Source organism: Pararobbsia silviterrae, assembly GCF_003628125.1.
Lineage (GTDB): Bacteria > Pseudomonadota > Gammaproteobacteria > Burkholderiales > Burkholderiaceae > Pararobbsia > Pararobbsia silviterrae.
Window position 1 is genome coordinate 594832 of sequence record NZ_RBZU01000001.1, and the last position, 25109, is coordinate 619940.

A 25109-nucleotide genomic window follows, 5' to 3' on the forward strand; every position below is an offset into this window, starting at 1 on the left:
ATGCGTGCGCGGAAGCGCGACATATTCAAGCCTGCCGATGCGGGGGCGCGGTCGGATCCGCAACGAACGTTGACGATCGCGCGAGGCGCTGACAGTCTGTACGGACTGTCGCCAGGGACGCCGCTTCGATGAATCATCTTCGCTTTCTTCACTACTTCGACGAAGTCGCCAAGACCGGTTCGATCAGGCAAGCGGCCGATCGGCTGCACGTCGCCGCGTCGGCGGTCAATCGAAGGATTCAAGACATCGAGGACGAGTTGGGCACGCCGTTGTTCGAGCGTTTGCCGCGCGGTGTGCGATTGACGGCGGCCGGTGAGATCTTCGTGCGATACGTGCGCAGTCGAGCGGCCGACCTCGAGCGCGCCTTGTCGGAAATCGAGGATCTGCAGGGCTTGCGGCGCGGCGTCGTCAAACTGATCGCGAGTCAGGCCGTCGCGCCGAAATTCCTGCCGCGCGCGGTCGCGAGTTTTCGCAAGGGGCGGCCGCTCGTCGGCCTGCAGATCCGGATCGCGGACCATGTCCAGGCGCTCAATGCGCTACGCGCGTTCGAGAGCGACCTGGCCCTCGTGTTCAATCTGTCCGACGAGCCCGATATCCGCGTGATCGGCGAGTTCGAGCAAGGCGTGTTCGCGATCATGCATCGCCGTCATCCGCTTGCGAAGGAACCGGGCCCGATCAAGCTCAAGGACTGTGCCGACTATCCGCTCGTGATGCCGCATCGGGAGATCGGCGGGCGACAGCTCATCGATCAGTTCCTGACGCGACGCTCGCTCAAGCTGCGCCCCGTGATCGAAAGCAATAGCTTCGAGTTCTTGCGCGGCTACTTGAGTTACGAGGACGCGCTGTCGTTTCAGATTGGTCTCGGGGCCCACGGCGAGGGCGGTGAATTCGTGAGCCGCAGGATCGACGATCGCGGCTTTCCGACGGGGCGTCTCGTGCTCGCGAGTCTGGCGGACCGGCAACTGCCGCTGATCGCGCATGCGTTCGCCGAACACCTGCTCGATGCGCTCTCGAAAGCCGAGATCGGCGTCGCCGGATCGTGAATCGCGCGCCCGGCCAGGTCTTGTCGACGGCACGGCGGGCGCGCGTTCCTTGCGTCATCCAAGCGACGCGTAGCGCGATCTCAGACGTTGCCGCGTGATCTCGCCGCCCAGATACGCACGGTGCAGCACGTCGAGCTCGGACAGCTCGTCGACCGAGCCCTGCGCGACGACACGGCCGTTTTCGAGCGCGTATCCGTACTTCGCATAGCGCAGCGCGATCGCCGCGTTCTGCTCGGCCAGCAGAAAGCTCGTGCCCGTCGTCTCGTTGAGCTCCGCGATGATGTCGAAGATCTCCTCGACGACTTTCGGCGCGAGTCCCATCGACGGTTCGTCGAGCAGCACGAGCGTCGGGCGCGCCATCAGCGCGCGTCCGATCGCGACCATCTGCTGTTCGCCGCCCGACGCGTAGCCGGTCAAGGCCTTACGCTTGTCCCGCAGACGCGGAAAAATCGTATAGATCCGTTCGAGGTCGCGCTCGACGTCGGCGCGGCGCGCGCCCGTCGGAAACGCGCCGAGCCGCAGATTGTCCTCGACGCTCAGATGGACGAAGCATCGGCGCCCCTCGAGCACCTGGACCAGGCCGCGCGAGACGAGCGTCCACGGATCGGCCGTGTCGATCGGATTGTCCTGATAGAGGATCCGCGTCGCCGAGCACGTACCTTGCTCGGCGCGCAGCAGGCCCGAGATCGCCTTGAGCGTCGTCGTCTTGCCCGCGCCGTTGCCGCCGAGCAGCGCGACGATGCCGCGCTCGGGCACGCTGAGCGACACGCCGCGCAGCGCCGTGATCATGCCGCCATACGTCGCGACGAGATCCTCGACCTGCAGGAGCGGTCTCGAACTCACGTTCCGCGGACTCGCGATCGGCTGACTCACGAACCGATGTCCTTGCTGCAGTCACGCGGCGTGATGCCCTTTTCCTTCGCATAGGCATTCGCCGACTGATCGATGATCGGGCGCAGGAACGCGCGATCCGCCTGGACCCAGTCGCTGATGAGCTTCCACTTCTGTCCGTCCCATTGCTGGAAGCGCACCGCGCCGCCGCCTTCGTGATCCGAGCACGAGAGCTTGAGCGGCTGCACGAGTCCGAGCGCGCCGAGGGCCTTGAGGCGCACGTCGTCGAGGTTCAGATGCTCGAAGCCCCAACGGACTTGCTCGCCCGTCAGCGGCTTGTTGCCGAACTTCGCCTGCGCGGTCCGCACGGCTTCGACGTTCAGGATGCCGTTGACCACGCCGAGGTTGTAGTAGACCGTGCCGAAGCGCGCCGGGTCCTTGAGGTTGCCGTGTCCGGGCTTGATCACGTATTGGTCGATGGCCTGCAGCACGGGGAAATCGGTGCCCGACGGGTGGGTCGTGATCGCGATGAAGCCCTTCGCGGCGTCGCCGGCCGGACGCACGTCTTCTTCGGAGTTGCTCCAGATATTGCCGATGATGTGATCGGCCGGGAATCCGACCTTCTGCGCCGACTTCAAGGCGACCGGGTTCATGACGCCCCAGCCGCGCAGAATGACCCAGTCGGGATTGATCCGGTGGATCTGCAGCCACTGCGATCCCTGCTCGTTACCCGGGTGCGGCACTTCGATCTGCGTGAGCTCGAAGCCATAGTGCTTCGCGAGCAGTTCGAGCACGGGGATCGTTTCGCGGCCGTACGGCGAGCCGTGGTACAGCACGACGATCTTCTTGCCTTTCAGATTCGCCGCGCCGCCCGATTGTTGGCCGATGTAATTGACGATCGCCGAAACCTCGCTGTACGGGTTCAACTGGAGCGGGAACACATACGGGAACACCGCGCCGTCGGTCGAATCGGTACGGCCGTGGTTGATCGTGATCAGCGGAATCTTGTCGGCCGTCGAACGGTCGATCGTCGCATAGGCGATGCCGACCGACAGCGGATTGGTCGCCGCCGTGGGCGCGCCGTTGAGACCGCCCTTGAGCCGCTCATAGCATTCGACGCCCTTTTCGACGACGTATTCGGTCTCGCACTCGCTCCACGTGAGCTTCACGCCGTTGACCCCGCCGTCACGCGTGTTGATGAGGTTCATATAGTCGATGAAGCCGCCGAAGAAGCCGCTGCCGCCGGCCGCGTACGGACCCACGCGATAGCTTTGCAGCGGGAAATATTCTTCGCCCGCGGCCTGCGCGGGAGAGACGGCGCCGAACAGCAGCGCGCACGCGAGCGTCGCGACAGCCGGAAGCGCATGGCGAGCCGAACGAAATCTGGAGAGTGCCGAGTGTGTCATGTCGTTAGTATCACTAAGGTAAAAACAAACGTTGAAGTTCTGCTAAAGACCGGTCCCGCGACGACGGGGCCGGCGCGGGTTTCAGGCGTCAGGGTTTGAGGGGCCAGTCGCGCAGACGACGCGCGGCGATCTGGGCAAGGCGTGCGAGTCCGTCGGGTTCCTTGACGAGAAAGCCGATGATCAACACGCCGAATACGATCTTCTGGAGGTTCTGGAGCGCGCTCGCATCGAGACCGATCGTCGCGAGCGCGCCGCCGAGGTTCGACAGCAGGATCGGCAGCAGCACGATGAAGGCCGCACCGAGGAAGTTGCCCCAGATGCTGCCCATGCCGCCGATGATGATGATGAACAGCACGTTGAACGACAGGCTCAGATCGAAGCCGTGCGGCTCGACCGTGCCGAGATACGCGAACGCCCAAAGCGCGCCCGCGATGCCGATCACGAACGAGCTGACCGCGAACGCGAGCAGCTTGGTGCGCGCGAGCGGAATGCCGATCACGCTCGCCGCGGTGTCCATGTCGCGCAGCGCCATCCAGCGCCGCCCCAGTTCGCTGCGCACGATGCGGCTCGTCAGCACGAACAGCGCGGTTGCGACACCGAGCACGAGCAGATAGCGCGTCGCCGGCGAATCGATCCTGATGCCCGCGATCGCGAGCCGCGGCGCGCTGAGCACGCCCGACGTGTCGTCGTTCGAGAACCAGCTGAAGCGCGTGAACACCCATTCGACGAAGAATTGCGCGGCCAGCGTCGAAACGATCAGATAGAAGCCCTTGATGCGCAGGCTCGGCAATCCGAAGATCACGCCGACGATCGCGGTCACGATGCCGCCGAGCGCGAGATCGACGACGAGCGGCAACGCCGGGATGCGCAGCACGAAGTTGTACGTCGCATAGGCGCCGACCGACATGAACGCGGCGGTTCCGAGCGAGAGCTGGCCCGCGTATCCGGTCAGCAGATTCAGCCCGAGACCCGCGATCGACAAGATCAGGAACGGCGTCAGAATCGCGCTGAGCCAGTAGTCGTTGCCGATGAACGGCACGACGATCCAGGCGAGCGCGAGCAGCGCGGCGATCGCATAGGCGGGGCGGCGGCGTCGCGTGCGCGTGCCGTACGGAACGGCGAGCGATGCGGCGTCGGACGTGATGTCCGACGTGATATCGGATGCGGCGTGCAGTGTCGACATGAATGATCTCAGACGCGTTCGATGGCCGGTTCGCCGAACAGACCCGCCGGACGCGCGAGCAGGAACAGCACCGCGAGCACATACGGGAACCAGTTCTCGATGCCGCCGCCGAGCACGGGCCCGACGAACACTTCGGCGAGCTTCTCGGACGCCCCGACGATCAGGCCCGCGACGATCGCGCCCGAGATCGACGAGAAGCCGCCGATGATCAGCACGGGCAAGGCCTTGAGCACGATCAGCGAGAGCGAGAACTGCACGCCGAGCCGCGCGCCCCAGAGCAGACCCGCGATCAGGCTCACGAGACCCGCGAGACCCCAGACGATGGTCCAGACGCGCGGCAGCCGGATGCCGACCGCGAGCGCCGCGAGCGGATCGTCGGCGACCGCGCGCAACGACAGGCCGAGCCGCGTGCGATTCGTGAGCAGCGAGAGGCCGACCACGAGCACGCCCGCGGTCCCGGCCGCGAACAGATCGAACTGACTGACCATGACGCCCGAGATGTTGAGCGGCTTGTCGTCGATGCCGAGATCGAGGCCGTGGACCTGCGCGCCCCAGACGAGCTGCGCGAGTCCTTCGAGAATGAAGCTCAGACCGAGCGTCGCCATGAACAGCACGATCGGCGGCCGATTGACGAGCGGCTGGAGTATCGTGCGTCCGACGACGAGCGCCACGACGATCAGCGCGGCGAGCGTGATCGCAAACGCGATCGGCGCGCGGATGCCGCGTTCGACGAGGCTCACGAACGTCAGCGCGCCGAACAGCACGAGCGAGCCCTGCGCGAAATTGAATACGCCCGATGCCTTGTAGATCAGCACGAAGCCGATCGCGACCATCGAATACATGACGCCGGCGAGCAGGCCCCCGACGAGGACCTCGATGACAAAACTCATGGGTTTCTCCTAGTGCCGCGTGCCGAGATAGGCCGCGATCACATCGGGATGCGCACGCACGTCGGCGGGCGCGCCATCCGCGATCTTCTTGCCGTAGTCGAGCACGACGACGTGATCGGACAGGCTCATGACGACGCCGATATCGTGTTCGATCAACAAGACCGTCACGCCCTGCCGGGTATTCGCGTCGATGATGTAGTCGACCATCGCGGCCTTTTCCTCGGGATTCATGCCGGCCATCGGTTCGTCGAGCAGCAACAGCCTTGGCGTTGCTGCGAGCGCGCGCGCGAGTTCGACGCGCTTCTGCACACCGTACGACAGCGATCCGACGACGGTGTCGCGATACGGCTGCAGATCAAGCGCCTCGATGAGCGTCTCGGCCGCGTCGCGTTGGGCGGCGACATCGCGCCGCGCCGACGGCAGGCCGAGCGTCTGCGCGACCCAGCCGCTCGTGCGATGCAAGGTGCGCCCCGTGAGCACGTTTTCGAGCACGGTCATCCTGCGGAACAGCGCGATGTTCTGAAACGTGCGCGAGATGCCCAGATGCGCGGCATCCCAGGGCTTCATGCGTTCGAAGCGGCGGTTGTCGAAGGCGACGCTGCCTTCCTGCGGAAGATAGACGCCGTTGATCACGTTGAGCAGCGAGCTCTTGCCCGCGCCGTTCGGTCCGATCAGCGCGCAGATCTCGCCGGATTGCACGGCGAAGCTGATGTCGGTGACGGCTTTGACGCCCTTGAACGAGAGCGACACGCGATCGACGCTGAGCAGCGGGGACGTTGAATGGGTCATGAAGGCACGCGTCCGTATTCGATGTGTCGATCGTCGCGATCCCGGTGCGCGGGAGCGTGCTGCGCGACGGCAGTCTCGCGAGGATGCGCGGTGCCGGCGTGATGCGGGACCGGACGCGGCCCGACCGAACGCGGCCCGACCGAACGCGGCCCGACCGAACGCGGCGCGACCTGACGCCAGTCCGACGCATCGGGCCATGCATGCACGTCGACGTCGAGCGCCGCGAACAGGGCGCTCGTGCGTTCGTCGAGCGGCGCGCCCGCGACGAGCGCGACGCGCGTGCGCGCGAAGCCGATGACCTCGCGCAGCGGCCGCGCGACGCCCCAACGCGCGAGCCGGCGCGTCACGGGGCCGCCGGTTCCGCCGAGCGCGGCGTTGACGAGTGCGCGGCGCCATCCCGAAGCGGGCAGACGCTCATGGACGAGCGCGGCGACGCGCGCATACGTCTCGCGCGTGCCGGCGACGAGCGTCGGGGCGATCTCGCGCCGATCGGCGTCGCGCGTCGAGAGCGCTTCGGGAAAGTGAAGACTGAAGCCTGCGATGAGCCACGGCGCGATCAGATAGCGCGCCTGGGCGCTCGCGGCGAATGCGCGCGTGGCGAACGCTTCTTCACGCGCGTCGAGCGCTTCGCGCGCGACGACGGCGCGGCCGTCGTGAATCAGCGACGCATGGGTCAGGTGTTGCGTCACGAGCGTCCCGTCGCCGAGCGCGTCGACGAACAGGAATGCCGTATCGTCGGCGCGCGCGAGCGGTTCGCCCGGCAGCAGCGGGTCATGCTCGGCATCGCCCGCATGCGGTTTCTGAAGCGAGGCAAGGCCGACGACCGCGGGATCCGGATGATCGCGCAAGCCGCGCGGATTGCCGTCGATGATCTGCACGCCGAGCGGCAGCAGGCGATCGAGCGTCGCGTCGTCGTCGGCGAACGCCAGGCGCGCCGACAGATGCTCGATGGCATGCCGCAAGGCGGCATCGCCGAGCGCCGTATCGATCGGCACCGCGACGCCGCCGAGCCATTGCGCCGCGAGCGACAGCAGCACCGCGCGCTCGGAAGGCGGCGCCGCGAGCAGCAGCGTGTCGCCCTGACGGAAGCCGCGCCGAGCGAGGCCTGCCGCGAGCGCGCGCGTGCGCGCCGCGACATCGTCCCAGCGCAGCGCGTGCCACGATCCGAGTCGCTTGCTGCGTATCGCGGGCGCTGGCGCGCGGCGTCTCGCCTGTTCGGCGAGCCACGCGGGCAAGGTCGCGGGTTCGGCGTGCGTCATCGTCAAACGACCTCGGCTTGCTTCGCGAGTTCGAGTTCGCGCACGAGCGGCAGCACCTTCTCGCCGAAATACTCGACTTCCTCGATGAAATGCAGGAAGCCCGCGAGCACGAGGTCGACGCCGATCGACTTGAGCTCGACGATGCGCTCGGCGATCTGCCGCGGCGTGCCGATCAGGTTCGTGCGGAAGCCGTCGTTATATTGGACGAGATCCTCGAACGTCGACTTGGCCCAGTTGCCCTCGCGCTCGGGCGAGGCCGAACCGGCTTGCTTGACCGCGTCGCCGAACGCATGGACGGCTTCGACGTGCGCGTGCTCGATGATGTCGGCGAGCACGGCCTTGGCTTCTTCTTCCGTATCGCGCGCGATGACGAACGCGTTCACGCCGATGCGGACCTTATGGTTGTTCTTCGCGGCCTTCGTCTGAATGTCGTCGATCTGCGCCTTGAGATTCTCGGGCGTGTTGCCGTTCGTGAAGTACCAGTCGGACACGCTCGCCGCGTTATCGCGCGCGGCGCGCGAGCTGCCGCCCTGGAAGATCTCCGGATGCGGTTTCTGGACCGGCTTCGGACTCAGCGTGTAGTTGTTGAAACGATAGAAGTCGCCCTTGAACGTGAAGCCGTCCTGCGTCCAGATGCCTTTGAGCGCCTGAATGAATTCGTGCGAGCGCCGGTAACGCTCGTCATGTTCGAGCCACGGTTCGCCGATCGCGGTGAATTCGCCCTTGAACCAGCCGCTCACGACGTTGATCGCGATGCGGCCGTTCGAGATGTGATCGATCGTCGCGATCTGTTTCGCGACGACCGCCGGATTCCACGGACCCGGCAGGATCGCGGCGAGCACCTTGAGCTTGGTCGTCGAATGCAGCAGGGCCTGGCTGAACGAGACCGACTCGTGCTGATACTCGGCGCCGTAGCCGGCCGTGAAACGGATCTGGCTCAGCGCATAGTCGAAGCCGGCGCGCTCGGCCGTTTGTGCGAGCTTGACGTTGTAGTCGAGGCTCCAGTCGGTGCGTTGTTCGATCGTGCTGACGACGAGGCCGCCGCTGACGTTCGGAACCCAGTAGGCGAACTTGATCGGATCGCGCGAGGAAGTGTCGTGGCTCATGAGAAATATCCGTCGAAATGGAAGAGATCAGGCGGCTGCCGTGTGCGGTTGCCGTTGCACCGGCTGCGATGACTGTTGCGCGAGTGCCGGCACGGCGGCCTCGCTCTGCGCGCGCGGGTGCAGCCACGGAACGGCGCGCGAGACTGCCAGATCGATGCGCGCATTGAGCTCGGGACTCGAGATCGCGTAGCCCGAGAAATCGGCTTCCGATGCGTAGACGCCGATCGGCAGCGTGCGCGACTGGAAGAAGCTGAACAGCGGGCGAAGCTGATGGTCGATCACGAGCGCGTGACGATCGCTGCCGCCGGTGGCGGCCAGCAGCACGGGCACTTCGATCAGCGCTTCGTGATGCACGAGATCGAACAAATGCTTGAAGAGACCCGTGAACGAGCCGCGGAACACCGGGCTCGCGACGATCAGCACGTCGGCCGATTCGATGGCGTCAAGGTGTTGTGCGATGTCGGCCGACGCTTGCGAGCGATAGGTGATCGCGGCGAGCCCCGAGGCGATCTCGCCGAGTTCGATCAGGTGCACATCGATCTTCACGGCCTTGCCGAGTCTCGCGACGAGTTCCTGCACGAGCGCGAGCGTGCGCGAGGGCCGTTGCAACCCGCCCGATACGGCGACAACCTTGAGTGTGTGGCTCATCAACGTCTTCCTTTACTGAATAGCAATGTGATGCCTATGCGATGGGGTCATGCGAATACCGTGCCATCCATCGCGCGAAGGGGGAGGACCGGGACGCGATCGCATCCTTCGGTCCGCGCACGCGCCGTGGCGCGCCGCTTTTCGCCGATATGCGATTTCGTGCGAATCACATATCGGCAGAACAGCATTCGTTAGCATTCCTCCTGATGACGCTCAGCCAGCAGACTTGCGCACGCGATGCTGTTGGATCAGCAGATCCGACATCGCGCGGGCGCGCAATGCGCCGCGCCCTTGCATGACAGGTTCATGAATAGAACGACGGACGCGGCAGTCCGTCGTTGAGCGCCCAGTCGCCGAGCTCGCGGACCTTGTAGTCGACCGGATCGTGGAGCGTGTGCACGCGCAGGTTTCGCCAGTAGCGATCGAGCCGCAGCGCGGCCGTCGTCGCGCGCGCGCCCGTGACCTCGAACATCCGATGCGCGACGTCGAGGCCGGCGCGCGTCGAGGCGACCTTCGCGGCCGCGACGGCGATGGCGGTTTCGCCGCGCTGCGCCTCGGTCAGCGATGCGCCGTGACGCCACGCGTCGTCGAACAGCGCCGCCGCGCGCGAGGTCAGCAGTCGCGCGGATTCGAGACCGAGCCAGAAGTCGCCGAAATGCGTGAGCACATAGGGATCCTGCTGCGGGGTCGCGGCGGTCGATGCGATCCACGGACGCTGATTCGTCTGCACGAAGGCGCGCGCCTCGCGCAATGCGCCGTTGCCGAGTCCCAGATAGATATTCGACAGAATCAGCTGCGCGAGCAGCGGACGCAGGCATGCGAACGGCGTCGACAGCGGACCGGGGTCGGTCAGCAACGCGTCGGCGTCGAAGCGCACGGCGTTGAAGTCGACGGTGCCGCTATCGGTCTGACGCTGGCCCATGTTGTCCCAGTCGTCGCGGATCGAAATGCCTGCGCGCGTGGTCGGCACGACGCCGATCAGCAGGCGGTCGTCGTGCGTGAAGGCCGAGGCGACGAGCATGTCGGAGTCGCTCGCGCCCGAGCAGAAGCGCTTGGTGCCCGAGAAAAGGAAGCCGCCCTCGGCGTCGGGGTCCGGCGTCGCGCGCGCGCCGCGATCGAGCGGATTGAGCGCATTGCCCCAGAACCAGCGATGGCGCGCGGAGTGTTCGTACCACGGCGCCCATTGCGATTCGCGCCCGAACAGGCGCGTCGTCGCGAGCAGCAGATGGTGAAAGCCGAACAGATGCGCGAGCGAACTATCGACCTCGGCGAAGCGGCGCACGACATCGAGGACCGATGTCCAATCGGCGCCGAGGCCGCCGAGCTCGACGGGTGTGCTCAACGTGAGCAAACCGCTTTCACGGATCACGTCGCGTTCGGCTTTCGCGGTGCCGCCCGCGCGGTCGCGTTCGATCGCCGTGTCGGCGAGACGCTTCGCCACGGCTTCGACGGTCGCGTTCCAGGGTTCGCTCGCGAACTGCGATTCGGCATGGAAGTGTTTCATCGGCGCGCTCCCGTGCGTTCCGCCCGATGCGCGGCTTCGGGGACGCGGGCCGTGCGTGGGCCGCACAAGGAATACGTGAACGACGCGTCAGGATGCATGGCAGTACGTGAACGAAGACAGGGGAGCCGTCCACCTTGCACATTGCATGCCGGATGCGGTGTCCGAGGCCGCGAGCCCAGACGCGACAGGCCTGCACACCGCGTTGCATCGCACCGGGCGCACGCACGCAGTGCGACGCGAAGTGCTGCTCAATCAGCAGCGATGCAGCAGGTTGCGTCGTTTGACGCATGTGCTGCGGCGCGCGTGCTGCCTAAGAAGCAGATTGACTTTGCTTACCCGAACAAATTGCTTCGAATCGCCGCGCGGATCGTCACAATACGCTTCTCAGGCAGCAGCCCGAACGCATCGGCGTTCATGGCGTGCCTGATCTCATCGTCGGTCTCGTACCGCAGACATCCAGAATTCGATGCGTTCAACTTTCGTCATGCCGGTCGATCCGGCTTCGATGCATGTGTCGTCCGCGGCGTCGCAGTCGGCGTCGCCGTTCGAGATCGCGCGCGCGCTCGCGGCCACGTTCGCGGCGAGCGCCGCCGAACGCGACGCGCGCGGCGGCACGCCGAAGGCCGAGCGCGACGCCCTGCGCGAAAGCGGCCTGCTGCGTCTGAGCATTCCCGTCGAATTCGGCGGGCTCGGCGCACGCTGGCGCGAGACGCTCGACATCATTCGTCTGCTCGGACGCGCCGACAGCTCGCTCGGGCACGTCTTCGGTTTTCATCATCTGATGCTGGCGACGGTCCGCTTGTTCGGCTCCGCCGCGCAAGCGAGCACCTTGTACGGACAGACGGCGCGTCATTCATGGTTCTGGGGCAATGCGCTCAATCCGCTCGATACGCGCACGGTCAGTACGACGCACGCCGAGTGGCGCGAGTTCAGCGGTCAGAAGAGCTTCTGCTCGGGCACGGTCGACTCCGAGATGCTGATCGCGTCGGCGCACGACGCACAGACGGGATCGCTGCTCGTGGCGGCGATTCCGACGGGCCGCTCGGGTGTCTGCGTCGCGCATGACTGGGACAACATCGGACAGCGCCAGACCGACAGCGGGTCGGTGACGTTCCAGCGCGTGCGTGTCGAGCGGCACGAATTGCTCAGCGATCCCGGACCGCTGTCGACGCCGTTCGCGTGCCTGCGTCCTGTGCTCGCGCAATTGATCCTGACCAATATTTATCTGGGCATCGGCGAGAGCGCGTTCGGCGACGCGCGCCAATACACGCTGCACGAATCGCGGCCGTGGTATGTCGCGAACGTCGAACGCGCCGAGGACGACCCCTATATCCTCGGTCAGTACGGCGAGTTCTGGGTCGGACTCGAATCGGCGCGCGCGCTCGCCGATCGCGCGGCCGAGCGCTTCGATGCGGCCTGGGACCAAGGCGCTACGTTGGGCGAAACCGAACGCGGCGAAGTCGCGCTGGCGGTCGCGACCGCGAAGGTCGCCGCGATCGAGGCCGGACTCGCGATCTGTACGCGCATGTTCGACGTCGCAGGCGCGCGCGCGACGCACGGCGGCCTGCGGCTCGATCGCCACTGGCGCAATCTGCGCACCCACTCCCTTCACGATCCGCTGGCGTACAAGCTTCGCGAGATCGGTGAATGGGCGCTCAAGCAGCAATATCCGACGCCGAGTTTCTACTCATGAACGCCACGCTCCGAAATGAAGTGCCGGTTGCCGCCGGCCTGGACGACGCTCAAGCGTCACCGTTGATCACGCTGCCGGATCGGCGCGCGTTGACGACCTCGATTCGCGCGAGCGCGCAGATCTTCGCCGACGCGCGATCGATCGCGTTGCTCGAACGCATCCGCATGATCGCGCCGAGCGACGCGAACGTGCTCGTGATCGGCGAGACCGGCACGGGCAAGGAGCTCGTCGCGCGGCACGTGCATAACCTGAGTCATCGCAAGAACGGACCGTTTATCGCAGTCAATTGCGGCGCGTTTTCCGAAACGCTCGTCGAGAGCGAATTGTTCGGCCATGAAAAGGGCGCGTTCACGGGCGCGTTCTCGTCGAAGCCCGGATGGTTCGAAGCCGCGAACGGCGGCACGTTGTTTCTCGACGAGATCGGCGACCTGCCGTTGTCGATGCAGGTCAAGCTGTTGCGCGTGCTTCAGGAGCGCGAGGTCGTGCGGCTCGGATCGCGCAAGAGCATTCCGATCGACGTGCGCGTGATCGCCGCGACGAATATCCATCTGCAGGACTCGGTGGCCGCCGGACATTTCCGCGAAGACCTGTTTTACCGGCTCAATGTCGTGCATCTCGCGGTGCCGACCTTGCGCGAACGGCCCGGCGACATTCTGCCGCTCGCGCACTACTTCATCGACGAATATCGCGGCCGGCTCGGCTACGGCGCGTTTTCACTCGATGCGCGCGCCGAGCGCAAACTGCTGCAGCATGGCTGGCCCGGCAATATTCGCGAACTCGAGAACGTGATCCACTACGCCTTGCTCGTCTGCGGCGGCGATACGATCGGCGAAGCGGACCTGCAATTGTCGTCGTGCTTCGGGGCGCCGAAGCGCGTGGGCGCCGAAGCGAAGCTCACGCCGATCGAGACGCTCGAGGAAGCGTTGCGCAATCTCTACGTCGAGGCTGAAGACAATCTGTTCGAGCAGATCGAGGACACCGTCATGCGCGTCGCCTTCGAGTTCTGCTACCGCAATCAGATCCAGGCCGCGAAACTGCTCGGCATCAGCCGCAACGTGTTGCGCGCGCGCTTGATCCGATCGCGGCAGATTTCGGCGCAGAAATAGCCTGAAGCCGCGTGCGCGAGCGGGGCGTGTGCGTTCGCCCCGTTCACGCGCGTCGATCATCCGCGAATGCTGCCGATCTGCCAGACGTACGGCGGCACGGTGTCGTTGATATGCCAATCGCCGACGATGCGTTCCTTGTAGATCAGCGGATTGTGCGACGCGGCCGTGCGCGCGTTGCGCCAGTGACGATCGAGCTGCTTGTCTTCGCTCGTCGCCGACGCGCCGAGCGCGTTGAAGAGTTCCGTCGTCGACGTGAGGATCAGGTCCGCGATCACGACCTGCGCCTTCGCCGAATCGATTTCGGCGAGCGCGTTGGCCTTCGCCTCGGCCGCATCGTCATTGCCGAAACGGGCTTCATAGGCGAGCTGCGACGCTTGCGCGGAGCGCACGGCGGTCGCCTCGGCCGCATAGACGCGCGCCGCGATCTTGCCGACGACCTGCTGAATCTGCGCGTCGTCGCTCACGCGCGGCGCATTCCCATGCGAATAGACGCGCGTGCGCTTGCGAACCTCGTGCGAGATGTCGCGCAGCGCGGCGCGGCCCACGCCGGTCAGCACGGCAAGCAGCACGAGCTGATAGAACGCGGTCTGATACTTGAAGCGCGATTCGAAGTCGATCAGGTGTTCCTCGTCGACGACGGCGTTCTCGAACACCGATGTCCCGCTGCCTGTCGTGCGTTGACCGAAGCCGTCCCAGTCGTCGTTCTGCCGGACGCCGGCCTGATGCACGTTGACGGCCGCGATGACGTTCTGGCCGTTGTCGTCGCGTTGCGCGAAGACGTCGATCCAGTCCGCGAAGATGCTGCCGGTGCTGTAGTACTTCGAGCCGTTGACGACCCAGCGTCCGTTCTGTTTCGAGACGCGCGTGATCACGTCGCCGATCTTGACGCCGCCGACCTCGGTCCAGGCGTTGCCGACGATATCGCCCGCGACGAAACGCTCGAACCATTTGTCGCGTGTCGCGCTCGGCTGCGCGTTGAGCTGGTCCTCGACAAACGCGAAATGGCCGCGCAACGCTTGCGGCAGATTCGAATCGGCTTCGGCGAGCTCGATGAGCAACCGGACCAATTGGGGCAGCGAGATGCCCGCGCCGCCGTATTCGACCGGCACGCGCACGCTGCCGAAGCCGGCGGTCTTGAGCCACGCGATCTGTTCGAACGGCAGCGTCCGCGTGCGCTCGCGATCGGCCGTGCCTTCGGCGATTCTTGCGAAGATCGGGCGGAAGCGCGCGGCGACTTGCTCATAGTCTGCGCCGCGCGACAGCGTGGCGGGTTCATCGAGTTCGGGTAGCGACATAGAGGGTGTCCATCGGTTGGAGTGAGGCGCGATGCGTACGTGCAGCGCATACCCGTATCTAGCAGGACGTGTGCCATTGCGCGGGATCGCCGAAGGCGCCGGGCCGAGCGCCGATGCGGCGGGCCGAGACGGCGCGTCGACGTCGCGCGCGTGCGTCGCGATGCGCGCGCGACGTCGCTCTTCCAGCAGCACGATGCTGTTCTTGTGCTGATCGGCGTGCAGTTCGTGAGCACGATGCGAGCGAGGTGTGCGGCGGATGGGAGGGATCCGATCGATCGGTAACGAGGTGTAATTGGCGGTAAACACCTGACATCCGTCGGCCCAGGGAGCGGGCGAGACGGCGATACTGGCTTGTCGCTGTACGCGGCATTCGCCACGCCATTTATTCGGAGGACTCCATGCGCTTCTCGCTCCCTGTTATCGCCGCCGCAACGGCCGCCACGCTTTTTTCCGCGACCGCGCTCGCCGACGTCGCGCAGCCGGACATGGACGCCGCGCTTCGATCGCTCGAGACCGCCAAGCATCAGATCGAACTCGCGGACAAGACACCCGACAAGGAAGGCCACGCGTCGAAGGCATCCGCACTGATTCTTCAGGCGATCGACGAAGTTCGCGCCAGCATCAAGGCGCGCAACGAGGACGGCAAATAAGCGCTTCGCCGATGCGCGGTCGAGTCCTTGGTATCGAACGCATGGGTTGAGCGACGGAACGCGATGCGCATCCCGCGCCGCGTCGATTTCGGATTCACCATTGGCACCGGCCCGGCCCGGCCCGGCCCGGCCCGGCCCGGCACCTGCACCGGCACCTGCGCCGGCACCTGCGCCTGCACCGGTTCGACATCGATCTCGGACCCGGACCCGACGTCGGGCCGCGACGCCCGGAAAACATGCCCGCCGTCTTGCGATCGCGGGCATGTTCCTTTTCAATGTCGACACGCGCGTGAGAGGTAGAAAACAAGCGGAAAACAGACAGGAGACAGGCGGCCTTGAGCGATACATGGCAACTCGAATGGCGCTTCGGTTCGGCCGAAGTGCAGGGGCTCGGCGGCATGCTGGCTCCGCTGATGTTTGAACTCGGCGACGGCCGGCGCCTGCAGTGCATGCAGATCGCGCCGTGGGCGGACACCGAGCAGGCCGAGCGCTTGCCCGGCATCCTGCGGCGGCTGCGCGGCGAGTGGCCGTGCGTGCCGTTCGGGCGTCCCGACACGCCGTCGGACCTGCCGCCCGGATGGCGCGGCTTGCGGCCCGACGACACGTGGCCGCACGGGTTCGCGTCGAACCACGTATGGCATTGCATCGATGCCGGCCGCGATCATTTGACGATCGCGATCGACTATCCCGAGGATGCCGCGATCGCGCGGCTCGAACGTCGCTTCGCGGTCGTACCCGACGCGCCGCGGCTCGATATCGAACTCGTGATTCATGCGCGCAGGCCGGTCCGCGTGCCTGTCGCGCTGCATCCGACGTTTCGCGTGCCGCGCGATCCGGGACGGCTCGTCGTCGAGCCGGCCGCGCATGGAGGGATCCATACGTATCCGGTGCAGGCCGAACGCCATGTATCGAGGCTTCGCCCGAATGCGACGGCGCGCGCGCTCGCGCAGATGCCGAGCGATGGCGCGACGATCGATCTCACGCACCTGCCGCTGCCGTTCAAGACCGAAGAATTGCTGCAGATCACGGATATCGGCGTGCGCGACGTCGACGCACAGGTCGTGCTGCGCTATCTCGATGAAGACGTACGCGTCGGACTCGGCTGGGACACGCATGCGCTGCCCGACGTCATGCTCTGGGTCAGCAACGGCGGTCGGGACGGTGAGCCGTGGTCGGGGCGGCACTATGCGCTCGGTGTCGAGCCCGTCAACGGGCTCTTCGATCTCGGGCGGGTCGCCGCGGTCGACGCGTCGCACGCGCTGGCGAGCCGCACGGGGCTGGTGCTCGATCCCGCACATCCGTCGCGTATCCGGTATCACTTCGCCGCATGGTGAAGGGCGTGACGCGCGGCCACCGGCCGGCGATGCGTTTGTGAACGAACTGCGGCGCACGGTGCGCACGACGCATCTCGATTTCTTCTTTATTTCGATACCCCTATAGTTCGTCGAACTGACGGTATCGAAAGCCTTCGATATCGCGCAACGCGTATTCGCGCGGGGCGTTTCGAAGGGGAGTGGCAGGCGGACCATGCGACCGCATCAATTGAAGGCGCTGATCGCAGCGGCCGAACAGGGCAGTATCCGTGCGGCGGCGCGCAGCGTCTTCCTGTCGCAGGCAGCGCTGACCAAATCGCTCAAGGAGCTCGAAGACGATATGGGCGTCGCGCTGATCACGCGCACGGTACGCGGCATCCATCTGACCGAGGCCGGCCGCGTGCTCTACGGACGGGCCTGTGCGATCGTCGCCGAAATCCGCGCCGCGCGCGACGAGGTCGAACGTCTGAAGACGCACGCCCACGGTGTCCTGCGCGCGGCCTTTGCGCCCTGGCCCGCGTTGACGATCCTGCCCGCCGCCTATGTCGCGTTCAGTCGCGTGATGCCCGACGTGCGCGTCGAGCTGACCGAAGGTCATCTTCGCGATGCGCTGCCCAGGCTGCGCGACGGCACGCTCGATTTCATCGTGGCGGGCGCGCTCGATATCGACGCGTCGCGCGAATTCGTGCGCGAATCGCTGCGCATCGACGATATCGTCATGGTGTGCCGGCGCGGACATCCGCTCGAACAGGTGAGCACGATCGAAGACATGCTGCCGCTCGACTGGATCGCGTATTCGGCCGACGCAGACTACGTCGCGTTGCATGACGCGACGCTCGCGCTCAATCAGCTTCCCGCGTCGAAACGGATCCTGCGATGCGCGAGCATGACGATCGCGCTGTCGTTGCTGACCGATACGGATGCCGTCGCCTTGCTGCCGCGAAGCCTGCTTGAATCGAACGGGCTCGCGTCGCGGCTGGTCCGCGTGCCGGTGTCGCTCGAAATGCCGCGCTTGTCCGTCGATCTGCTGACGCGTCGTCATGGTGTGCTTTCCGCGCCCGCGCAATCGATGATCGCGTGTCTGCGCGAAGCCGCACGCATCTAGCGCATTGAGCGGACCTGGAGCGGACTAAGCAGATTTGGCGGATCTAACGGGTCGCCTCCTCGCCGAAGCGCTCGACGAGAAAATCGACGAACGCACGGACCGCGGCCGACGATTGACGATGTTGAGGATAGACCGCGAAGACGCCGCCTTTGGGCGGCTCGTAGGGTTCGAGCACCTTGATCAATTGTCCGCTGGCCAACGCCGCGCTGACGATGAACGTCGGCAGCATCGTGACGCCGAGGCCCGCGACCGCCGCGTCGCGTGCGATCTCGCCGTTATTGACGCGCACGCGCCCCGTGACGGGCACGCCGCGCGCCCGGCCATGAATCGCGAACGGCCACTCGACGCTTTTGCCGTGTCCATAGAGCAGGCATTGGTGATGCGCGAGATCGGCGGGCGTCTCGGGGCTGCCGTACTGCGCGAGATAGGTCGGACTCGCGCACGCGACCATGTCGAACGGCGCGATGCGTCGCGCGATCAACGACGAATCGGACAGCACGCCGATGCGCACACCCATGTCGTAGCCCTCGCCGACGAGGTCGACCGTGCGGTCGTTGAGATCGATATCGAGCGTGACCTCGTCGTAGCGATGCATGAACTCGGGAATCACGGGTCCGAGGTGCATCGTGCCGAACGACATCGGCGCGGTCACGCGCAGCGCGCCGCGCGGCTTGGCGTTCTGGCTCGCGACGATGCGCTCGGCGTCCGCGACGTCGGCGAGAATCTGGACGACGCGCTCGAAGTAGTCGCGGCCGACCGGTGTGACCGAGAGCCGCCGCGTGGTCCGCACGAGCAGCCGCGCGCCGAGTTGCTCTTCGAGCGCCATCACGCGCTTGCTGACGAATTGCTTCGACAACCCGAGCCGGGCGGCCGCGCCCGTGAAGCTCGCGGCCTCGACGGCGGCGACGAAGATGCGCATGTCCTCGAGTTGCACGATTGTCCTCAGAGGGTTGACAGTTTGTCTGATTGTAGGCGGTTTATTAACCGTGAGGGTGACACTACACTGGATCCCATGGTGCTCGAACAGCGCGACGCCCAACGGCGCGCGGGACGGCACAGCGGGCATGCCGAGGGCCCGGGCGCAGCGCGCACGGGCACAGGCAATCGATTGAAGTTCACCCTGGAGGTCAAAATGCTTGAAGTTCGCAAGGCGGGCGACCGTGGCGTTGCCGAGCACGGCTGGTTGAGTTCGCGTCATACGTTTTCGTTTGCCAACTACCACGACCCGAAGCAGCAGGGGTTTTCGGACCTGCTCGTGATCAATGACGATCGCGTGGCTGCGCGGGGCGGGTTCGGCAAGCATCCGCATCGCGATATGGAAATTTTTTCGTACGTGCTCGAAGGCGCGCTCGAACACAAGGACACGATGGGCACGGGTTCGGTGATCCGTCCCGGCGACGTTCAGATGATGAGCGCCGGCACGGGGGTCGCGCATAGCGAGTTCAATCACTCGCAGACGGATCCCGTGCACTTCCTTCAGATCTGGATCATGCCGGGGAAGAAGGGCGTCGAGCCGCGGTATCAGCAGCAGCATTTCGCGGCGACGGACAAGCGCGGGCGTTTCGTCAACATCATCGCGCCCGACGGCGCGAACGGCTCGCTCGCGGTCCATCAGGACGCGCGTGTGTACGCGGGTCTGCTCGACGGCGACGAGACCGCGACGGTCACGCTGCCTGAAGGCCGCTATGCGTATGTGCATGTCGCGCGAGGCGGCGTGACGGTGAACGGCGTGGCGCTCAACGAGGGCGACGGCGTGCGCGTGCGTCATGAGACCGCGCTTGCGTTCTCGCAGGGCAAGGACGCCGAAGTGCTCGTGTTCGATCTGCGTCCGCACGAGCAGCCGGTCTGGTGAGCCCGGTAAGCCCGGTAGGCTGGGTGAGCTGAGTAAGCCGGGTGACCCGGGTAGGCTGGACGCCGCGCAAACCGCATGGGTTTGCGCGGCGTCGCGTTTTTTCGCGGTCCGATTCGCGCGCGGTCTGCGTGCGCCTGAGCGTTCGGCTAGCATGCGCGGATCCTTTCCTGCTCGATCGTCTCATATGGACCTGCTCAGCCGTCTGCTCGCGCTCATGCCTGTCAGCGGACGCGTCGATGTGCGATGCCACTTCGGCGCGCCGTGGGCGGTCGCCCATGACCAGGCCGGCGTGCGCGAGATTCCCTATCACGTGGTGCTCGGCGGCGAGGCCGTGGTCGAGGACGGCGCGTCCGCGCCGCTGACGATCCGCGCGGGCGACATCGTCGTGTTCCCGCGCGGCGCCGCGCATCGGCTTCATGACGGCAGCGGCAAGAAGCCGCGCGCGATCCAGACGCGCGAAACGCCGACGCTGACGATCAAGGAAAACAGGGGCCCCGGCGTGGGGGCGGGTGCGGGGTCGTCGATCGATCTGCTGTGCGGCACGTTCGTTGTCGCGAGCACGCAGGATCGGCTGCTGCGCGATCATCTGCCCGATCGACTCGTCGTGCGAACCCGCGACACGCGCGCCGGATATAAGCCGCACGAGCGACACGACCCGCGCGATGCACACGACCCGGAAGGTGCGCATGATCCACGCGGCCCGAACGGTCCAAGGGGACCGAATGGCCCTAATGATCCAAATGACCCGAACGGTCCAAACGGTTCAAACGACCCGCATGGCGATCGGGCCGCGCCGCTCGTTCTGCTCGTCGAACTCATGCGCGACGAAGCCGTAGCCGAACGCCCGGGCGCACGCGCCTTGCTCGACTATCTGTCGGGCGCGCTGTTCGCGATGACGCTGCGTTTGGCGAGCGAATCCGACGCGCCGCCGCGCGGGCTGCTCGCGCTCGCGCGTCATGCACGGCTGCAACCGGCCCTGTCGGCGATGTTCGAGGCGCCCCAGGAGGCCTGGACTTTGCCGTCGCTCGCGGCGCGCTGTCATATGTCGCGCGCGACGTTCGTGCGGCATTTCGAGGACTCGGTCGGCCGATCGGCGAGTGCGTTGCTGACCGAGATCCGCATGACGCTCGCGGCCCGACAGCTCGTGCAAAGCGATCAGTCGACGGGCGCGATCGGCGAGGCCGTCGGGTATCGATCCGAAGCGGCGTTCCAGCGCGCGTTCAAACAACAGATGGGCATCACGCCCGCGAAATGGCGCGCCGCACGCGGCGCGAAAGCGAGCGAGACCGTCGAAGCGCTCGCCTGATGTCACCGACGACGCGGACGACGCGGATGGGCGGACGCCCCCGCATGCACGGGCGCGACGAGGTCCGCGGCGCGATGGGGATGAGCAGCGTTATCGAGCCTGTTATCGAGCCTGTTATCGAGCGAGGAGACGAACGATGATGGCGACCGAACGATTCGAGTTTCCGGGGGCGGACGGGCAGCACTTGTCGGGGCGGCTCGATCTGCCCGAGGGCGCGCCGGTCGCGTATGCGCTGTTCGCGCACTGCTTCACGTGCGGCAAGGACATTTTCGCGGCGACGCGGATCGCGCGCGCTCAATGCCCATCGGATCGCTGTGCTGCGCTTCGATTTCACGGGGCTCGGCGCGAGCGAAGGCGAATTCGAGAACACGAACTTCACGTCGAATCTCGCCGACCTCGAGGCCGCCGCTCTCTATCTTCGCGAGACCCATCGCGCGCCCGAACTGCTGATCGGCCACAGTCTCGGGGGCGCGGCCGTGCTCGGCGTGGCGGGGCGGCTGCCCGAGGTCAAGGCGATCGCGACGATCGCGGCGCCGAGCGATCCGCATCATGTGACCGGTCTGTTTCGCGATCACATCGGCACGATCGAAACCGAGGGCGTGGCGGACGTGCAGCTCGCGGGACGGCCGTTCCGGATCAAACGTCAGTTTCTCGTCGATGTCGCCGAGCAGCGGTTGAGCGAGCGCATCGCGGCGTTGCGGCGTCCTTTGCTCGTGCTGCACTCGCCGACCGATGCGACGGTCGGCGTCGCGAACGCCACGCAGATCTTCACGGCCGCGAAGCATCCGAAAAGTTTTGTGGCGCTCGACGGCGCGGATCATCTGCTGTCGCGGCAAGCCGATGCGATCTATGCGGCCGATATGATCGCCGTCTGGAGCGCGCGGTATCTGGCGGATCCGCACGCGGTGTGATCGGCCGCAGGGGGCGTCGATGAAGCGGCGCTTACGGGTGTGTCTTGGTGCGTCCGCGTGCGTACCGTTGCGCTTGGGTGCTCGGGTGCTTGAGTGCTCGGGTGCTTTGGGTGCGCTTGGGTGCGTATCGGCGGCGTGCGCATCGCATCGACGGTCGCGCGTCGGACCTTCAGCGTGGACTCCGCGCTGAACGACAAAGCCGCCTGCGTCGGCATGAACCGAGGCAGGCGGCTTCCGGTGTCGCTCAGGGCGCGCGCGGACGCGCCCCGTGCGATCGATCTCAGTCGGCCTTGACGCCTTCGACCTGGATCTGGAGCTTGGTCAGCGTCTTGAAGCCGTACTTGACGCCCCAGTCGATGCCGTAGTCGGCGCGGTCGAATTCGGCGCTCGCGTCGGCACCGCAGACTTCACGCTTGAGCATCGGGTGCTGGAAGCACTTGAACGAGTTGATCTTGAGGTTCAGCGGCTTGGTCACGCCGTGCAGCGTGAACGTGCCGTCGACTTCGACGGGCGTGTCGCCGTCGAACTTGATCGACGTGCCCTTGTACGTCGCCGTCGGGAATTTCTCGGTGTCGAGGAAGTCGGGCGACTTCACGTGCTTGTCGAGCGGTGCGTTGCCCGTGTCGAGCGAGGTCGTGTCGACCGTCACGTCGACCGTGCCCGTCTTCGCGTCGCGATCGAGCGTCACGACGCCCGTGCTCTTCGTGAACTTGCCGCGCCAGACCGACACGCCGCCGAAGTGATCGGCTTCGAAGCTCGGGTACGTGTGGTTCGGATCGAGGTTATACGTGGCCGGGGCCGCGATGGCCGAACCGGCGAGCAGGGCGAGTGCGCCAAGCGCGATCAGGTGCTTTTTCAAGTCAGACTCCTTGCGTGTCGTCGAGCGGCCTTACTGGCCATTGGAAACGATGTGGAACTTCAACTGGACGTCGTCGGCGACGAGCGAGGTATCGCTCCATTCGCCCTGTCCGACGCCGTATTGCAAACGCTTGATCGGCAGCACGCCGTCGAAGACCTGCGCGCTGCCGTCCTTGTGATACTGAACCGGCACGACGACCGTGTTGCTCTTGCCGCGGATCGTCAGCGTGCCCGTCACCGAGTAGGCGCCGTTCGCGCCGGCCTTGATCGCGTTCGAGACGAACGTCGCGTGCGGAAAGTCCTTCGCGTCGAACCAGTCCTTGCCCGCGACCTGGTCGTTGTATTCGGGGCTGCCGAGATCGATGCTCGCGACGTCGACGTCGAACTGCGCCTTCGAGGCGGTCAGGTTCGCCGGATCGAACTGGATCGTCGCGCTGATCTTCTTGAAGCTTGCGTCGACGGGCACGTTCATTTGCTTGAACGTGGCCGTCAGCGTGCTTTTCGCGGCGTCGATGCCCGCCCGGGCCGGCGACACGAAGGCGGTGGCCGCCGCGAGGACGCTCATCGACAGCGTCAGCGTGCGCAGGGTCTTGTTCGAAAACATGGTTTGCCTCGGCAAAGGTGAATGACGGGGTGGGTGACGCGGTGCACGATCGCCGTCACGATAGCGCGAGCCGGCGACCCGTGCATGAAACCCGCTCGGCGCGCTCATCGGCCGAACGGCAGCATGCGCGACAGCACGGGCACGCGGTCGATCAGATGATGCTTGATGACAGCGAGCACGTGGCCCGCGACGGCCGCGGCGAGTGCCCAGTTCAGATAGATATGGATGGGCTTGAGCACGGCCGCTGTCGCGTGGTCGGGCGCGATCACCATCGGCAGCGGCAGCACGCCCAGATAGACCACGGGCACGCCGGCCGCGCAGGTATAGAGATAGCCGCTGACGGGGATCGCGAACATGAGGACGTAGAGCGCGAGGTGTCCGGCGTGCGCGGCGGCTTTTTCCCAGTCGTGCATGCGTTCGGGCAGCGCGGGCGGACGATTCAGCGCGCGCCAGACGAGGCGCAGCACGGCCAGCGCGAGGACCGTGACGCCGATCCATTTGTGCCAGGAAAAGTAACGCAGCTTCGTCGGCGTGAAGCCTGGAATGTCCGTCATGATCCAGCCCAGCGCGAAGCCCCAGACGATCAGCGCGGCGATGATCCAGTGGAACGCCATCGCAACGGTCGTGTACTTCTGCGCACGGTCAGTGCTCGGGTACGGCTGCATCGTCAGGGTTTCCACTGAGGTTCGAAGCTCAGCACTCTACGCGTGCGGCCGGATAGAGACAATGGCTTAGAATCGATCGTTACTATCGAGATTTTCGATGGCATATCTTATCGCTCATGTCCGATCGCTCTCCCACCCTCGACCAGCTGCGCACCTTCCTTGCCGTCGCCGAAACCGGCAGCTTTTCGGCGGCCGCCGAGGTGCTCGACAAGGCGCAATCGGTCGTCAGCTACACGATCGCCAACCTTGAGGGCCAGCTCGGCTGCGCGCTGTTCGAGCGCGCGCGGCGCAAGCCGGTGCTCACGGAGGCGGGGCGCGCGATGCTGACCGATGCGCGGCGTGTCGACCTGATGATGCGCGCGATGACCGCGCGCGCCGCCGGCATGACGAGCGGGCTCGAAGGCGAGGTGTCGCTCGCGGTCGATGTCATGTATCCGTCGGCGAAGCTCGTCGCCGTGCTCCAGGCGTTCGCGAAGCAGTTTCCGACGGTGGCGCTCAAGCTGCAGATGGAGGCGCTCGGCGGCGTGTTGCGGCTCGTGCTCGACGGCGAGAGCGGTCTGGGTATTTCGGGGCCGCGCGAAAGCTGGCCCGATCCGATCGAGGCGGTCGCGGCGGGATCGGTCCGGCTCGAAGCGGTCGCGGCGCCGTGTCATCCGCTCGCGCAGCACACGGGGCCGTTGACGGTCGCTGCGCTGCGCGAGCATACGCAACTCGTCTTGTCGGACCGCAGCAAGATGACCGAGGGTCGGAATTTCGGCGTCTACGGCGCGCAGACCTGGCGATTGGGCGATCTCGATGCGAAGCATCGACTGCTGCTTGCGGGTCTCGGTTGGGGATCGATGCCTGAACATATCGTCGCGCAGGACATCGCCGACGGCACGCTCGTCAAGCTGTCGCAGCGCGACCGCAGCTACGCCGTCTATCCGTTCTCGCTGATTCACCGCGTCGACGCGCATTCGGGGCCCGCGACGCAATGGCTCGTCGAACGGTTCGCGGCGATGGCATCGGACACTGCGCCGATCGATACGGACACGTTCGTGCGCAGCATGCGGCGCGCGGGGCGATAGGGCAGTACAAGGCGATCAGGCATCA

23 protein-coding genes and 1 pseudogene are annotated in these 25109 nt (G+C 65.9%); 10 read left to right on the forward strand and 14 right to left on the reverse strand.

Annotated elements, in window-relative coordinates:
- The first annotated feature begins 128 nt into the window (after positions 1-128).
- Positions 129-1043, forward strand: a complete 915-nt coding sequence (locus D7S86_RS02735) for a LysR family transcriptional regulator (RefSeq protein ID WP_121083143.1) — start codon at positions 129-131, stop codon at positions 1041-1043.
- Positions 1044-1097: 54 nt separating this feature from the next.
- Here D7S86_RS02735 and D7S86_RS02740 read toward each other — a convergent pair whose 3' ends face one another.
- The 9 genes from D7S86_RS02740 to D7S86_RS02780 all read right to left on the reverse strand — a co-directional run bounded on the left by D7S86_RS02740 (position 1098) and on the right by D7S86_RS02780 (position 10659).
- Positions 1098-1916, reverse strand: a complete 819-nt coding sequence (locus D7S86_RS02740) for an ABC transporter ATP-binding protein (protein ID WP_420813187.1) — start codon at positions 1914-1916, stop codon at positions 1098-1100.
- Positions 1913-3280: an ABC transporter substrate-binding protein gene (locus D7S86_RS02745; protein WP_121083146.1), complete on the reverse strand. Its 1368-nt coding sequence runs from the start codon at positions 3278-3280 to the stop codon at positions 1913-1915. The genes D7S86_RS02740 and D7S86_RS02745 overlap by 4 nt, the downstream gene beginning before the upstream one ends.
- 88 nt (positions 3281-3368) lie before the next feature.
- Entirely contained in the window at positions 3369-4463 is a 1095-nt protein-coding gene (locus D7S86_RS02750) for a branched-chain amino acid ABC transporter permease (RefSeq protein WP_121083149.1), read from the reverse strand.
- Positions 4464-4471: 8 nt separating this feature from the next.
- The gene (locus tag D7S86_RS02755; protein ID WP_121083151.1) at positions 4472-5353 is read right to left on the reverse strand and encodes a branched-chain amino acid ABC transporter permease; all 882 of its coding nucleotides are present in this window, start codon (positions 5351-5353) and stop codon (positions 4472-4474) included.
- 9 nt (positions 5354-5362) lie between these two features.
- Entirely contained in the window at positions 5363-6142 is a 780-nt protein-coding gene (locus tag D7S86_RS02760; protein ID WP_121083154.1) for an ABC transporter ATP-binding protein, read from the reverse strand.
- A complete protein-coding gene (locus D7S86_RS02765) occupies positions 6139-7401 on the reverse strand; it encodes an AMP-binding protein (RefSeq protein ID WP_121083157.1) in 1263 nt (420 codons plus the stop codon). The genes D7S86_RS02760 and D7S86_RS02765 overlap by 4 nt, the downstream gene beginning before the upstream one ends.
- 2 nt (positions 7402-7403) lie before the next feature.
- A complete protein-coding gene (gene sfnG, locus D7S86_RS02770) occupies positions 7404-8507 on the reverse strand; it encodes a dimethylsulfone monooxygenase SfnG (RefSeq protein ID WP_121083160.1) in 1104 nt (367 codons plus the stop codon).
- Between the two features lie 27 nt (positions 8508-8534).
- Positions 8535-9155 carry an FMN reductase gene (gene msuE / locus D7S86_RS02775; RefSeq protein ID WP_121083163.1) on the reverse strand — a complete coding sequence of 207 codons (621 nt, stop codon included), beginning with the start codon at positions 9153-9155 and terminating at the stop codon, positions 8535-8537.
- Between the two features lie 304 nt (positions 9156-9459).
- Complete coding sequence (locus tag D7S86_RS02780; RefSeq protein WP_121083166.1) at positions 9460-10659, reverse strand: acyl-CoA dehydrogenase family protein; 1200 nt, start codon at positions 10657-10659, stop codon at positions 9460-9462.
- Between the two features lie 505 nt (positions 10660-11164).
- Here D7S86_RS02780 and D7S86_RS02785 point away from each other — a divergent pair.
- A complete protein-coding gene (locus D7S86_RS02785) occupies positions 11165-12352 on the forward strand; it encodes an acyl-CoA dehydrogenase family protein (RefSeq protein ID WP_240647998.1) in 1188 nt (395 codons plus the stop codon).
- Entirely contained in the window at positions 12349-13458 is a 1110-nt protein-coding gene (locus tag D7S86_RS02790) for a sigma-54 interaction domain-containing protein (RefSeq protein WP_240647963.1), read from the forward strand. The genes D7S86_RS02785 and D7S86_RS02790 overlap by 4 nt, the downstream gene beginning before the upstream one ends.
- A 56-nt stretch (positions 13459-13514) precedes the next feature.
- Here D7S86_RS02790 and D7S86_RS02795 read toward each other — a convergent pair whose 3' ends face one another.
- Complete coding sequence (locus tag D7S86_RS02795) at positions 13515-14753, reverse strand: acyl-CoA dehydrogenase family protein (RefSeq protein ID WP_121083174.1); 1239 nt, start codon at positions 14751-14753, stop codon at positions 13515-13517.
- A 398-nt stretch (positions 14754-15151) separates the two neighbouring features.
- Between D7S86_RS02795 and D7S86_RS02800 the strand changes: the two genes are divergently transcribed.
- The 3 genes from D7S86_RS02800 to D7S86_RS02815 all read left to right on the forward strand — a co-directional run bounded on the left by D7S86_RS02800 (position 15152) and on the right by D7S86_RS02815 (position 17821).
- On the forward strand, positions 15152-15403 hold the full coding sequence (locus tag D7S86_RS02800; protein WP_121083177.1) for a hypothetical protein: 252 nt from the start codon (positions 15152-15154) through the stop codon (positions 15401-15403).
- 335 nt (positions 15404-15738) lie between these two features.
- Positions 15739-16737, forward strand: coding sequence for an aldose epimerase family protein (locus tag D7S86_RS02810; RefSeq protein ID WP_147432204.1), 999 nt, complete (start codon positions 15739-15741; stop codon positions 16735-16737).
- Positions 16738-16930: 193 nt separating this feature from the next.
- The gene (locus tag D7S86_RS02815; protein ID WP_121083182.1) at positions 16931-17821 is read left to right on the forward strand and encodes a LysR substrate-binding domain-containing protein; all 891 of its coding nucleotides are present in this window, start codon (positions 16931-16933) and stop codon (positions 17819-17821) included.
- 43 nt (positions 17822-17864) lie between these two features.
- On the opposite strand, the gene D7S86_RS02820 is transcribed toward D7S86_RS02815, so the two are convergent.
- Positions 17865-18755, reverse strand: coding sequence for a LysR family transcriptional regulator (locus D7S86_RS02820; RefSeq protein ID WP_205962730.1), 891 nt, complete (start codon positions 18753-18755; stop codon positions 17865-17867).
- Between the two features lie 198 nt (positions 18756-18953).
- Here D7S86_RS02820 and D7S86_RS02825 point away from each other — a divergent pair, with 198 nt between their 5' ends.
- The 3 genes and pseudogenes from D7S86_RS02825 (at position 18954) to D7S86_RS02835 (ending at position 21890) form a co-directional block, all read left to right on the forward strand.
- Positions 18954-19673, forward strand: coding sequence for a pirin family protein (locus D7S86_RS02825; RefSeq protein ID WP_121083185.1), 720 nt, complete (start codon positions 18954-18956; stop codon positions 19671-19673).
- A gap of 184 nt (positions 19674-19857) precedes the next feature.
- Positions 19858-20979: an AraC family transcriptional regulator gene (locus tag D7S86_RS02830; protein WP_121083187.1), complete on the forward strand. Its 1122-nt coding sequence runs from the start codon at positions 19858-19860 to the stop codon at positions 20977-20979.
- A gap of 139 nt (positions 20980-21118) precedes the next feature.
- A pseudogene (locus D7S86_RS02835) lies at positions 21119-21890 on the forward strand (alpha/beta hydrolase family protein).
- A 280-nt stretch (positions 21891-22170) separates the two neighbouring features.
- Here D7S86_RS02835 and D7S86_RS02840 read toward each other — a convergent pair.
- The 3 genes from D7S86_RS02840 to D7S86_RS02850 form a co-directional block, all read right to left on the reverse strand.
- Positions 22171-22749 carry a YceI family protein gene (locus tag D7S86_RS02840; protein ID WP_121083190.1) on the reverse strand — a complete coding sequence of 193 codons (579 nt, stop codon included), beginning with the start codon at positions 22747-22749 and terminating at the stop codon, positions 22171-22173.
- Positions 22750-22779: 30 nt separating this feature from the next.
- A complete protein-coding gene (locus D7S86_RS02845; protein ID WP_121083192.1) occupies positions 22780-23352 on the reverse strand; it encodes a YceI family protein in 573 nt (190 codons plus the stop codon).
- 104 nt (positions 23353-23456) lie between these two features.
- Positions 23457-24017 carry a cytochrome b gene (locus tag D7S86_RS02850; RefSeq protein WP_121083195.1) on the reverse strand — a complete coding sequence of 187 codons (561 nt, stop codon included), beginning with the start codon at positions 24015-24017 and terminating at the stop codon, positions 23457-23459.
- Between the two features lie 116 nt (positions 24018-24133).
- Here D7S86_RS02850 and D7S86_RS02855 point away from each other — a divergent pair, with 116 nt between their 5' ends.
- The gene (locus D7S86_RS02855) at positions 24134-25084 is read left to right on the forward strand and encodes a LysR family transcriptional regulator (RefSeq protein ID WP_121083200.1); all 951 of its coding nucleotides are present in this window, start codon (positions 24134-24136) and stop codon (positions 25082-25084) included.
- The last annotated feature ends 25 nt before the right edge of the window (positions 25085-25109 follow it).